Source organism: Brasilonema bromeliae SPC951 (assembly GCF_012912135.1).
Classification (GTDB): domain Bacteria; phylum Cyanobacteriota; class Cyanobacteriia; order Cyanobacteriales; family Nostocaceae; genus Brasilonema; species Brasilonema bromeliae.
Map to the genome: position 1 here is coordinate 1 of NZ_QMEB01000167.1, position 13,535 is coordinate 13,535.

Sequence of the window (13,535 nt, forward strand, 5' to 3'; positions counted from 1 at the left end):
GGTAATAATATGTTCGTAGTTTTTTCGGTCAATATTTTGCTTACTATATTCTTGTAAATCCTTCTTGATATTTTTTATTTCAGCTTCTAGTTCATCACAGCGGCGTTTTGTTACAACGCTTGCTGCTTGAATTTGGGAAACTTTATTTTGTGCTGCTTCTAGTGCATCAACTAATTGTTTATAAGCTTCTGGTTCTGCTGCTGTTTGTATTTGTCTTTCCAGAGTGACAATGTCTTCTTCCTTATTTTTGAGAATACCAATTTGCTGCTTGGCTATCTTCTTATCATTTTGCAAGTAGTAGAAAACATTACCCAATTGACTTAAAGTTTCAGCGTCAGCTAATAACCAAGATTCTTCCGGTTGTATCAACCTTGCTCGCAATGTCTCTTCATCTTTTTCTAAAAATACTTTGATTTTTTCAAATTGTTCTTCGGAAATACCTACTTGAGTCATCCAATTGAGTAAACGTTGATCTCGCTCAAATAATATATCCCTTGCTACTTGTGCTTGTTGAATGCGAAATTCTTTTTCTCCTTGGCGTTGTGCTTGAGTCAGTAGAGGTTCAATTAACGCTAGTGGTAGAACATTAGCTGCTAATTGACACATTCCCTGACGTGCTTGTTCTACCTCAGCAGTTTTTTGCTTCTTTTGTAGCTCTAACTGATTTCGTTCCGCCGCAATTTTACCACCTTCATAAACAAATGTATCAAATGCTTCTTGCTTTTGTTTTTCTGACTTTTGTAATTCTGTTGTTAATTTTTCTAGCTGTTTCGTTTTTTCTTCGTATTCTGCTTGTTGCTGTTTTAGTCTTTTTTCAATTTCCTCTAGATTTACCAAATCTTTCGTATCGGCTATTTCTTTACGTTTGCGATTGACGACAATTTCTAGATCAACTCCTAAACGTTCTGCCAATTCTAGCCCTAAAAGTCCGCGAATTGCATCAACGACAGTAGGTGGCGGTATTTCCTGTTCTGCAAGTTCCTTAACCTGTTCCCCATCAAAGAGAAACAAGTTAGAAATTCCTAAAGGTAGTAAATTTTCAATATAATCGTCCCAAGTGTTAACTAATTCTTCTCTGAGCCAATCATCTTGTTTAGCAATATCTAATTCTAAAATACCTAAATTGTCTTTACCATCTTTCGGATTTTTTTCCCAAGTTCGCACTATTCGGTATTTGACTGGGTGATCATTTTCAATATGTTCAAACAGTAATTCAATCCGTGTTTTTTCAATCGCTGGAGTATGACTGTTAACGCATTGGGTGAGAAAATCACCATAGCTTAAATTACCACGGGTAGAACATTGAGCACGAGGTCCATAAAGCGCGAGACGAATCGCGTCCATCAAAGTTGTTTTACCTCCACCGTTCATTCCACCTAATAAGAGAATAGGGCGAGAATTATCATTTTCTTGTGGGTTAAGGTTAATAACTTGGCGACCATTGTAGGGACCAAAGTTTTGTAATACGAGTTCAATAAATATCATGTGGGTGGATACTTTGCGAGAAAAGATACTAATGGGACTTTCTAAAAAAATCGGGTCAAAATGCCTGCACAGATTGAGTAAGGGTTTTACATCGATTAATTACTTTTGTTTGATTTAACTGACTTTGAGCCGTTTTTACGTGACCGACGTATTTTCTTTGTCTAGGATGGGTTTTAGATACTTTTTCTGCCCGAAATTTCTAAAGTCCCACTAAGTAAAATACACTAGGCGAATAGAATTCGCCTGGTTTCTAGTTTATGGCAATTTTATTCACCTAAATTTTCATCAACCGAATCTTTATTTTTAAATTTGATGTTTGCCCAATTTTGCGCTTTTGCTGTTTCAGAAACTGTCACATCACCCAAAGTTAACTGCTTGACCTTTTCAATATCGGCTTCACTTGCTGCTGCTTTCAAATCTCGTTTCAAATGGGCGTTCTTAATTGCTTCATCTGGAGAACGGGAACTTGTTTCAAAACATTTGGCTAGCGCATCGTAAATTCCCACACGACGCGACATTTTGCGATACTGGCGTTCTGTGTCTAAAAGCTTAGCCATGAGTTCTAAATGCATTGCATCTTCTTCACAAATTTCTTCCAGCACCGCCCATTCATCACTACCCAGGAGACTGTTACCAGCACCAGGACGCGGATCTATAAAAGGTTCGCCTGTCACTTCTTTATAAATGTGGGGTAAACTATCATCAAATTCGTGTCTCTCTTCTAGCCATATACGACGAATTTCGCTGAGTTCTTCTGTAGTAATCAGGGTGATATCACGCATATTTTCTGGGGCTGTGCGACGGATTTGTCTTTGAATAGTCAGGAGTTTTCTCAGCCAGTCTTCCCGCGCTTCTTTAAGATAGGGACCAGGAATAGGCTCAACGGATATTTCTCCATCTAAGTTGCGCTCATACAGTTGGACATCACCGTTTCTACGTCGAAAGTCTCGTCGATTGCGGTTCTCTTCAACATCCAATTCCACGCGGAAATCGAGAAGAGGTTGTAACCATTCTTTCTCTTCGTCGTTTTGAATCATTGCTGTCAATGATTTATCCTGATTCACTAAAGTACAAACCCAGCAACCAAAACGAGAACTACCACAGCTAGGAGTCGATGTATCAACAACTAAAGGACATTCATTATCAGCGCTAGCGCCTCTATACATTACGAATAAATCTTTGTTGCTGTACCCCCAAGGATTTTCCCACTGCATTAGATAAAGCCAAACTTCATCGTTTCGCCAGTCTTCAATTGGGCTGTAAACTAGGGAGTTGGGTAAGTGGATGTTGGGGCTGAGGCGATCGCGCACCCGCTTGGCTTCCCATTTCTTCATTCTCCCAGCACGTTTTGTGCTTTCAGCTTTGCGAGTACCCAAAACAAGAATAGCTTCACCGTTAGTTCGGATCACATCACGAATAAAGCGGTTAGATGGATTTATTTTCAGGCGTTCTGTACACCAGCGAAATTTTCCTCGTGGGGCTGGGTAACCTTTTCCTATCAAACCTACCCAAAATGTCTCTTTAACTTCTGGCTGTAGCAGATGGGGTTCAAATGGTAGTTCTTGCTCAAGAGCCGCCAGTTTCATCTGTTTTAGGGAATTGCGTACCCAAGCAGAAACATAGGGATTTTCAACCAGCGTGTCTGTTGTGATAACGTGTATTGCTTTAGTTCGTTTTTTGGGTGGAAGTTGTGCGATCGCATTCCAAACCAGTTGCAAAGTCGCCGTAGAATCTTTCCCGCCAGAGTATCCCACTACCCAGGGAATTGCATCCAAGCAGTATAACTCTTGGATTTCAATCGTGAGATTCTCGATGTCTTCCACTAACTCTGAGACAGTCCGCTGAGCTTGACCTTTGTTTTCTTGCTGTTGTGCTGTAGTCATTTTGATATCCCTGTTCAACCGCCTGATAACCCTCAGACTGAAAATCTGTGGTGACACAGACTAAACCCCTCCGGGTTTGCAGTCGCCTCTGTCGGGAAAACGCCAGGTGCTTCAACGGGGGGAACCCCCGCAACGCACTGGCTCCCCTCCTGCAGCGCTGTCTCACCACCTACGCGGGTTTTCAAACCCTTGTCGTTTGGTGTGCTTATCAAGGCAAGTTTTCTGCAAGGGCACACCTAGTATTACATAAATTTGCACAAAAGACGGTTTTTAAAAACTTGTTTTTTTAACTTCCTATTTCTCATATATTTAACCAAAGCTACGATTTTAAATTTTTAAAAACTCAAATGAGCAACATTCCAGCTGACTCAACAACGGACATCACCAGTCGGTACATCGAACAAGACAACAAAGATAAAAACTTACTTGCTTGTGTGCTAGATAAGTATCTTGGCAGAAACGACCAGATTCTGGTTCAGAAAACTCAGATGGGTGGTATCCAGGCGTATGTTGGTTCTGTCACCCTGGAATGGTTTGCAAGTCGGGTTCATTTTGCGTCTTGCTTACCCCTGCTCCAGAAAAAGTATAACCCTCAGACTGATAACATTGAGATTGACGCGGATAGTATTGATGAAATTCAGCAGCGTCCCCTTGATTGGTCACGTCAAGCAGCTTTAGTACAGTATTTGGCAACTCGTCAACATCATAAGTTTCCACCAGTTCTAGTAGTTATTAACCAGCCGTGGGTAGATAATCCCAAAGCGCCTGAGTGGAATAGTCAGGGACGAGCTACAAAGTCTACCACGGAATTTACACCACTGGATAAAGATGGTCAATTCGGTCTACTCAACCTTTCCCAGGAGAATGTGAACATTTACGCTTTGGATGGTCAACATCGGCTGATGGGGGTACAGGGTTTGATGGAGTTACTCAAAACTGGCAAACTAAGCCGATACAGAAAGGATAAAACTCCTTCCAATACTTTCATGACAGTGGATGAGTTGGTAGAACAGTACCATATATCGCCAGCTTACCTGCAAAGCTTGCGCAAAGAAAAAATTGGTATTGAGTTTATTTGTGCGATCGCAGCTGGTGAAACTCTCGAAGAAGCAAGACTACGGGTGAGATCCATTTTTGTTCATGTCAACTTGATGGCTGTCCCTTTAACCAAAGGTCAGTTAGCACAGCTCAATGAGGATGATGGTTTTTCTATTGTTGCGAGAAAGATTGCTGTGACTCATCCGCTTTTAGAACAGCGTGAAGATAGGAAACCCCGCGTTAATTGGAATAGTGCGACAGTTGCAGCCAAGTCAACAGTTTTGACAACACTACAAGCACTCAAAGAAATGTCTGAGAAATACTTGGGACAAAAGTTCTTGCATTGGAAACCTGTGGACAAAGGTCTCATTCCCATGCGACCAGAAGGTGAGGAACTTTATGAGGGAATAAAAGATTTTCGAGTACTCTTTGATTATCTAGCTACTCTACCAAGCTATGTGATTTTGGAATACGAGGACACGCCTGCTTTGCGACGGTTCAGCTTTGAGAAGGATGGCGGCGAAGGGAATATGTTATTCCGTCCTGTTGGTCAAGTGGCGTTAACTCAAGCTCTCGGTATTTTGGTTTTTAAAAAAGGGTTCTCCTTGGAAGACATCTTTAAAAAGCTTTGCCAGTTCGACCGGGAAGGTGGTTTTAGTGGAATGGAACATCCAAAATCTCTTTGGTATGGAGTTTTGTATGATCCAAACAAAAAGCGGGTACAAGTTGCTGGACGAGATTTAGCAGCAAGATTATTAATATATATTTTGGGTGGTATTCAGGATAGTATTGAGCGTGCTGAACTTCGCAAGGATTTGGCTAAAGCTAGAACTGTTGAAAATAAAACAATAGGTTTTGATGCTAACTTTGTTGAACCCAAGCAAGTAGGACTTCCATCTGTCTTATAATTTGCAGAGTTAGCGGGGATATTCGTATATTTGCAAGTAGTCTAAAAACCAAAGAATTTAGAGAAAGCACTAAATCTTTTAAGTTTCAGTGGAGAGAGCTTAGATTTTGTCCACGAGTTCTGCCAAGCTATATTAAGCCTGGTCTTTTGACTGCTGCATTATTGTACTTCCTAATAACCAAGCATATTACCTGAGTCTATAATTATAAAAAATTATACAGTTTTCAAGCGTACTATTATGGTTAAAACAAATGACCCTGATACCAATAACATCTCATCTGAGGTGAAAGCTAAATTTAATGGCTTCATTGAGCCTTTCTTTTCGGAGCATTATCGGGAGTCATGCTATCCAGGGTTGATTTTTCACCAGGGAAAGCGGAAAATGCTGCAAATCAATGTACCAGCTAAAGACTTACCTACTCTTCTCCAAGCTAAACCCTCCAAAGACAATGATCCTGATTCAGGTAAGAATCGCCCAGAGGTCAAAGGTCATGCGGAGGAAATAAAAGACTATGTTGTTGAGCGTGCTAAAGCAGACAAACCCTGGGTTCTAGGGACAATTACAGCCAATGTTGACCAGCAACATATTAAAATACAAGAATTGGGTAGAGGAATTTGTATAGTCGTTATTCCTAACGGAGTTAAATTAGATATTACGGATGGACAGCATCGTAAGAGTGCAATTCACGAATTAATATTTAGTGATGAAAGTCATTTAATTAGTCATGATGATTTTGCAATTACGCTGATTTTAGAGGGAGACAAGCGCCAGTGTCAAACTGACTTCCGAGACATGGCTCAAACAAGACAACTAGATAAATCGTTGTTGTTGTCTTTTGGTAAATTTGAAGGTCGTGTTGGCATTACTAAAAACTTGATAGAACAAGTGCGAATGTTTAAGGAGAAAACTGAAAAAATTAAAGCGTCTCCCGCAAAGCAGTTGATTTACACAACGAATTACATAGCTAGGTTCGTAAGTTACGTTTTTGCTGATGACCCAAATAATCAGCTTCAAGATATTGATGTTGAGCAATCATCTGAAGCCTTGGGTGAGTGCTTGAATCAGTTTTTCTCAAAATGTAGAGACACACACGATATTTCTGAAAGCAAGGAAAAACCGACGATTAATCAGGTTGCTGCATTCAAGGAATATTCTATACTGGGGATGAGTGTTGGACTCGAAGTTTTGGGGCGATTGCTGCACTGCACTTATGACAAAGATAGAAAATATTTCGATGTAGATAAAGTTTCACAACTAGCACAGCTAGACTGGTCACGAAAAAACAGTCTGTGGGAGAATAATATAGTCAGGAAAGCAATAAATTCTGATAAGAAAGTCTACAGAGTATCTAACAGCCCAAGTGCTGTAAAGGATGCAGTGGTTGCGGTGAAAACCACACTGGGATGGATATAAGTCATTATTCTTGAGCGTACCTTCAATCAAGACAGGAATTTGCTCAAATCAAATTCCTCGTCTTGCTGCTCTTGGTTAAATCTTTCAGCGCTAAGCATCAACAAAACTCGCTCGCAATAATCTACCGCTCCCCATAACTCCTTCTGTAAAATTTCCAATCCACCATTAGCGTACTCTTCAAAAATTTGGTTACGTTTGTGTTCGTACTCTTCTTCATTAGGCGATAATATTTTAAGATTTTTAGTTTCAGTCATTCCCAGTAATTTGATGACCCAATCATGTCCCATTGTGGCAAAGTATTCTAATCTGATGGGGGATGGTTCTCTTTTAGAAATCTCCCCCAGAGGGACACGCCTTTTATGCTTTGCACCTAAAGCAGCAGCAAACACAATCACATCAGCATAGGTTTGAAAAGGACCAGTTGCACCATCAACAGATGTTAAAGCTTTTACCAATTCAGCCTTATCTTTAGCAACCCTGATTCTACCAGTTTCAGCCATTTTACTTAAATATAGTTTGTGACAATCTTAACTCAGAGATGGAGCGATATGCGCAGCGTCAAGCCTCCGACTTATCGCCTTCTCTTCCCTCTGCGTCACGCCAGGTGCTTCAAGTCGGGAAACCCGCCCAACGCACTGGCTTCTCTGCGCCTCTGCGGTTCATTTCTCTTAAAGCTACCCCTCATTCAAAAACTGAACATCTTCATAAACCAGAGATATAGGAAAGTGAAAATCAACACAGGTTAAGTGAACTTCATCCCCCTCCTCGTAAGGATGTAATTCCCAGATACTTTTTTCATTCAGCCGAAAGCATTCTACACTGATTTTTTCAGCGTCAATAAGAACGTATTCTCTCAAAGTCTGAATGCGACGGTATTGGTAAAATTTACCGCCTCTGTCATAACCTTCTGTACTAGGCGAAAGGACTTCCACAATCAGACAAGGATAGAGAAGGAATTTCATCGCCTGTTTATCTCGTTGATCACAGCTAACAACCACATCTGGGTAGTGAAATGGTCCGTTTTCGGATACGCCTACTTTCGCATCCGCCATAAAAGCGCGACAACCACGACCTCTGAGATGGCTTTTTAATGTCGAAGCCAGGTTTAGAGCAATGGTAGTATGGGGAATAGTACCGCCAGTCATGGCAAAAACTTCGCCGTTAATGTACTCGTACTTGATGTCTTGGCGTTCTTCCCATTCCAAGTACTCTTGGGGTGTCATGTACTGACGGTTTGAACTTGCAACCATAACCCAATGTTTTGCTAAAGTGTTTTCACGATACTATTGCTTCAACTTTAACTTTTTGCAATTTCTGTTGATTAACCATACAGCAGATACTTAACTCGCACTTTCTCCCTTTTGCATCCTCCACGTCTTTGCTGTTTTTCCCTCCAAAAGCAGTTTCACAACACTTCACAAAACTTTATGACAAAGCGTCCAACATCAACACCACAAACTGCCTACGCGTGATAGTAAGATAGAAATAGAAACTTCCACATAGTAGTTCTCCAGGCATTAGGGTGACATCTCATTAAGACAATCTATAGCCCAAAGATTGTCAAAGATAGAAAAAGTAAGGGCGCTGTAAGTTGATAGAGTCACAACAGGGGCGATGAGAACAGCGAGAGAAGAGTTTTTAAAAACCATTATCCAATATTCAGGTAGTTCAAGAACTACCTGAGAGTGAATTTGTTGTATTTCCTTCATCGGAAGCAACAATACTCTCTTTTCTACTCTCTGTATTCTCTACGCTTCTGGGGTTTATGACTTCTATCAACTTAGGCAAAAGCAATGTAGAGACGCGAGGTTTTGTGTCTCTACATTGTTTTTGTGTGTGAAAGCTCAAAAACTTCTTTCCCGCATCACCTCAATAATCTCTGTGTACTCAAACTCATTCGGACTTTGTCTCACCAAAGGATACCGTTCCCCAGCCAACTCGATGTAATCTTGTTCACAATCAGGCTTAGAGGAATAGTATGTCAGCACATATTCTCTACCAATTTTACCTGCCATTTCTTCTTCTACCTCACCCCGCCACTGTGTCTTAGTCACTAAGACAATCAATTGATTTGCTAATTTGGGAATTGTCTTTGCAATTTGTCGTCGAGAAATTTCATCCAAACTCCCAAAGGGCGAATCCATGACAATCGGGAAAGTGCTACTATCAGGAACCAGCAGGATTTTTTTCTTTTCACTCCATTCCCGTACTCTATCGATAATGCTAGCAATAAAAGATAAACTGAGAATTTGATTTTCTCCTGTGGAAGCTGCAACTGGCATTTCGATACCTGACGTATTCTCCACCAGCGTCAGTTCATATTTATCGCTGATTTTAGGAATATAAGGTGTAAACGAAATTTCGCTGAAGATTTCTTGTACCCGCTTTTCTAATTGCCAACGAAACTGCTTTTCTTGACGGTTTCTGACTTCTGTTAATCGTTCAATAGCATCTTGAGTTGCGCTGATACGTCGTTGCGCCAATGCTTGTCTATCTTCATTTAGTTTTTGCTTGGCGATTTGTTTTCTCAAACCTTCTAACTCTGTTTTCAAGTTCGCTATTTGTTGCTGATTTGCTCCTTGCTCTAATATCAAATCTCTAATTTTATCTTCTATCTCATCTAAGCGCTTTTGTAAACTGCTAATTTCTTCATTTGCATCTTTCCGCAACCGTTCTTGAATATTATCTAACTCACCTTCAATTTTTGAAATGGTTTGTCTTAACTGATTAATCCTCACTTGCTCTCTGTCAACTTCTTCCCAAAAGCTGACTGCTTGCTTATCAATTTCATCCACTTGAGCACTCATACGGATGGCTGTTTCTTCCACGACAGAAGAACTCGCTTTATCCAACAACTTTCTCACATTCTCGTGTGAGTGACTTCCTTCCTCTAAGTCTGCACCACAAATACAGCGTTGAGATTGGAGTAATTCATTCACAAATTCCCGCGAAATTCCAGAGGTTAACTCACCTCGCTGCTTCAAATCATCTATGATTTCTCTAAATTGTGCTGTGTTTTGTGACAGTAGTATAGTATAACCGCGTCCAGAAATTGCTTTTTTAATAGCTTCCCTACTTTCTCTGAGATTTTCCTGACTAGATGCTTTTTGTTTTTCTAACTCTTGGCGTCTTTCTTCCAATTCCTTGGCAGCACTGAGTTCTCGTAAGCGGTTACTTGTCTCTTTTTTAAAAGTATCTTGATATTCCAACTCTTGCTGAATTTCTGTTTGCCGTTTCAGAATAATCTCTATTTCTTGTTCTATCTTATCCTGCTGTTTCAAAAGCTGTTGAATTCCCGAATCCCCAATAGCTTTTAACTCATTTTCGAGACTTTTTTTAGCTTCCTTGAGATGATTGATGGAACGGTTAATGACTTCCACGCCTAAAAAAATCTTCGTGGCTTCAGCGATTTCAGCTTTCTTGTCAGAACGAACTATCTCTTCAATTCGTTCACCGTCAAAGAAGAAATATTGATATAAACTCATGGGTAAAATTTGCCCAATCACGTCTTCTGGTTGCTGAGGTGGAAAATACCAGCGTCCATCATCCCCAGCAACCTGCATACGCAATTCTGTTTTAGTAATGTTGAAGTCGGTTTCATTTTTATAAACCCGACACAGGCGTTTCACGTTGTAGCGTTTGCCGTCATGTTCCCACTCTACCTCTACCCAACATTCTACAGCTTGTCCGGGTTTGGCTTCGGCGATCGCACGCTTATTCACTAATTGTTCAGTCGATGCAAAAGCTGCACTAAATTTCTCATACAACACCCAAGTAAACGCATTCAAAAGACTCGTTTTTCCTGAGCCATTATTACCGTGAATTATCGTTGTGTTACGAGTATCTCCTCCTGCAAGAATTATTTCTGGTGTCTTACCATAAAAAGAGCGAAAGTTACAAAGCTTAATCGAAGCTAGCTTCATCGCACTGCTTCCTTTACAATCGCCAGAATATCATCATTAATATGGGTGTTAATTTTCTTATCTAGCCTATTTTTCTCCAGCTGCCATACGCGATCAATAATTTGCCTTACTTCTGGTGGTGCACTACTAATTGGTTCTTGAACATAATCAATATTAGTTTCGTTTGTCATCGGGCTTTTCAGATCTAATTTTTAGACATTATCATATTATATGGTTTCACAACTATCAGTAAATAAACCAGCAACAATATTTTATCAAAAAGTTAAAATCTCAAATTCTCATGAACTAATAATCAGATGATTTCACATGAAACCTGGTTGAATAATGTCATTGTAAGTGACCCCAAGCTATTCCAAATACCTATCTGTGTTGCTTCACTTCATTTCGTACCGATGCTCCCTGCAACTCAGCATAAGTGGAAAGTTCCAGAAATATCGCCTGAAACCCTTGTTCTTTCGTTTGCTAACAAAAGTTTTCCAACGATTGAGAGTTGGTTTATGGCACTGTTGAGGCTAAGCGCCCTTGACGATCTCCTCACAGGTGTAGGTTTTTTATATAGCAGGGAACAGGGAACTCTTAATAGGCTTGATGGTCTTGTGGTGTCCTCCTTGTCTCCAAAATCTGACTTGTCCTGTTTCAAGCGTTGTTGTAAAAAGCTATACTTGTCAGGCAGGAGACGGCTCCTCAGTCTACTCCCGAACCGCTCTAAGATTACCTATAATAACTTACTCCTCTCTCTCTTTCTCCCTCTGTGTGCGTCCTCTCTTGCCTCGTGCGGTTCAAAAATAAATATTTTTCTGGCGGATCAGGAGTAAAACGCTATTGCGTCTGTGCGCGACTTTCCATGTCGCACTTTGGTTTGACCACCAGTACCAGTTGTTGTTGGTCTAAGATATTTGCCAAACTTCATTATATATAAATACAAAAAAGCTAAAAATTTACATTGCTCTTCATTTTATTGATGCTAATCTTGTCCGTTGCATTCGCAAAATAAGATTGACAGAGATTATTCTTCTGAACAAATAAATAACAAATAATTTTAACCTGAAATATTCATGATTTTGACACATGTTTAATTGTCAAATTTACATTTTTTTTGATAAGAATAATATGTCAAGTCAACATCAGTCATAATGCTCAGGAAAAAACTTTTATCTTTTGATAAGGAAAAGTAGTTACTGTTTAGCCTGACAACTGTTTTCAAGACTCAGAATCAGTCAACAAAGGGATTTCCTTAAAAGTAAAATCACACTCTCCTCTGGACTCTAATTAATTTTATTTGACAGAAGAGTAATTGTTGCTGCTTCGTATTTTTTTCTGTGTCAACACAACCGTAGGAGGAAACATTCTATCAAAAATGCACAAATAGCTTGTGTCTTTTTCTAAAAATTTACAAGCTCAAAGAGTATTACAACAACTTGCGGTTGTAGATGCACAAGTCGCTTGAACTTACGCCGAACTAGAAGAACGTGCTAACTAACTTTGCCGTCCAAGCTAAAGCGTGTGAGCTGATCTCAATTCAATATATCCGTGACAGGTTAAAACAGTGTGACAATTTATGACAAATACTCATGCAGCCAACTCAAATACAAACCCTTGATAGACACAATCGTTTTGGTATTGCAACACAGCAGAATCAGTCCAGCAGTGTGACTTATAGAAACTTAGTATTCATAGACACAGCCGTAGCGGATTATCAAACCCTAATGTCTGGAGTGGAGAAGGGCACACAGGTGATACTCCTGCACCCAGAATGGGATGGTGTCGAGCAAATCACCACTGCATTGTCTCAGCAAGCAGACGATCTTACCACAGTCCATATAGTCTCACACGGTTCACCAGGATGCTTGTATCTGGGCAATAGCTGCTTGAACTTAAAAACCCTAGAATTCTACGCCAGCCTCTTAGAGCGATGGTTTCCAAAGGGTTCTACTCCCTCATTATTGCTCTATGGCTGCAACATTGCAGCTACAGACATTGGCATCGAATTTCTAGCCAAATTGCGCCAAAAAACAAAAGCACAAATAGCTGCTTCTACAACCCCCACAGGTCATCCAGCTTTAGGCGGTAACTGGAAACTGGAAGTCACTACAGAGAAGATGACCATATCCTTGGCATTTCCTGTTGCAACTCAAGTCGCATATACTGGAGTCTTAAACCCTAACCGCGTCTCCGTAGGTGCAAGCGGAAGCCAGACAAATGACAATTCCTTGCGTCCAGCCATCTCCGCTTCAGGGCGTTACATAGCATTTCGGTCTGATGCCAGCAACTTAGTAGCGAATGACACAAACAACTTCAGTGACATTTTTGTCTACGATACTGACACAGGCATTACCAACCGCGTTTCCGTAGGTCCATCTGGCGTCGAGGGAAATAACGCCGCTAATGGAGGTCCCGCTATCTCCGCTTCAGGACGTTATGTGGCGTTTGAGTCATATGCTAGCAATTTAGTCGCAGATGACACGAACAACTTTAGTGACATCTTCGTCTACGACACTCAAACACGCACCACTAGCCGTGTTTCCGTAGATTTACAGGGAAATCAGGGGAATAGCGTATCTTCATCCCCCACCATTTCGGGAGATGGACGTTATGTGGCGTTTGAGTCATATGCCAGCAATTTAGTAGCAGATGACACGAATAACTTTAATGACATCTTCGTCTACGATACTCAAACACGCACCACTAGCCGTGCTTCCGTAAATTCACAGAGTAATCAAGGGAATAACGCATCTTTCTCTCCCGCCATTTCGGCAGATGGACGTTATGTGGCGTTTGATTCGTTTGCTAGTAATTTAGTTCCTGAAGATACAAACAACACTCGTGACATCTTCGTCTACGATACTCAAACACGCACCACTAGCCGTGCTTCCGTAAATTCACAG

The 13,535-nt window shown here is 40.6% G+C and carries 9 protein-coding genes; 3 read left to right on the forward strand and 6 right to left on the reverse strand.

The window, feature by feature from the left end:
• The coding region (dndD, locus tag DP116_RS19320) for a DNA sulfur modification protein DndD (protein WP_169156719.1) at positions 1-1,485 on the reverse strand (1,485 nt) is incomplete at its 3' end.
• 266 nt (positions 1,486-1,751) lie between these two features.
• Positions 1,752-3,368 (reverse strand): DNA phosphorothioation system sulfurtransferase DndC, encoded by a 1,617-nt coding sequence (gene dndC, locus DP116_RS19325; protein WP_169156720.1) that lies wholly within the window; start codon positions 3,366-3,368, stop codon positions 1,752-1,754.
• A gap of 347 nt (positions 3,369-3,715) precedes the next feature.
• On the opposite strand from dndC, the gene DP116_RS19330 reads away from it, so the two are divergent.
• Both DP116_RS19330 and DP116_RS19335 read left to right on the forward strand, forming a co-directional pair.
• Positions 3,716-5,314: a DGQHR domain-containing protein gene (locus DP116_RS19330; protein ID WP_169156721.1), complete on the forward strand. Its 1,599-nt coding sequence runs from the start codon at positions 3,716-3,718 to the stop codon at positions 5,312-5,314.
• Between the two features lie 237 nt (positions 5,315-5,551).
• Positions 5,552-6,727, forward strand: coding sequence for a DNA sulfur modification protein DndB (locus tag DP116_RS19335; RefSeq protein WP_169156722.1), 1,176 nt, complete (start codon positions 5,552-5,554; stop codon positions 6,725-6,727).
• 26 nt (positions 6,728-6,753) lie between these two features.
• Here the strand turns inward: DP116_RS19335 and DP116_RS19340 are convergent, their stop codons facing one another.
• The 4 genes from DP116_RS19340 to DP116_RS19355 all read right to left on the reverse strand — a co-directional run bounded on the left by DP116_RS19340 (position 6,754) and on the right by DP116_RS19355 (position 10,820).
• Positions 6,754-7,227: a DNA phosphorothioation-associated protein 4 gene (locus DP116_RS19340; RefSeq protein ID WP_169156723.1), complete on the reverse strand. Its 474-nt coding sequence runs from the start codon at positions 7,225-7,227 to the stop codon at positions 6,754-6,756.
• Positions 7,228-7,401: 174 nt separating this feature from the next.
• Positions 7,402-7,977, reverse strand: a complete 576-nt coding sequence (locus DP116_RS19345; protein ID WP_169156724.1) for a Uma2 family endonuclease — start codon at positions 7,975-7,977, stop codon at positions 7,402-7,404.
• A gap of 594 nt (positions 7,978-8,571) precedes the next feature.
• On the reverse strand, positions 8,572-10,650 hold the full coding sequence (locus tag DP116_RS19350) for an AAA family ATPase (protein ID WP_169156725.1): 2,079 nt from the start codon (positions 10,648-10,650) through the stop codon (positions 8,572-8,574).
• Positions 10,647-10,820, reverse strand: a complete 174-nt coding sequence (locus DP116_RS19355; RefSeq protein ID WP_169156726.1) for a hypothetical protein — start codon at positions 10,818-10,820, stop codon at positions 10,647-10,649. Before DP116_RS19355 ends, DP116_RS19350 begins: the two co-directional genes overlap by 4 nt.
• Positions 10,821-12,221: 1,401 nt before the next feature.
• Here DP116_RS19355 and DP116_RS19360 point away from each other — a divergent pair.
• Positions 12,222-13,535 (forward strand): DUF4347 domain-containing protein (locus DP116_RS19360; protein ID WP_169156727.1); only part of this gene is annotated, 1,314 nt, incomplete at its 3' end.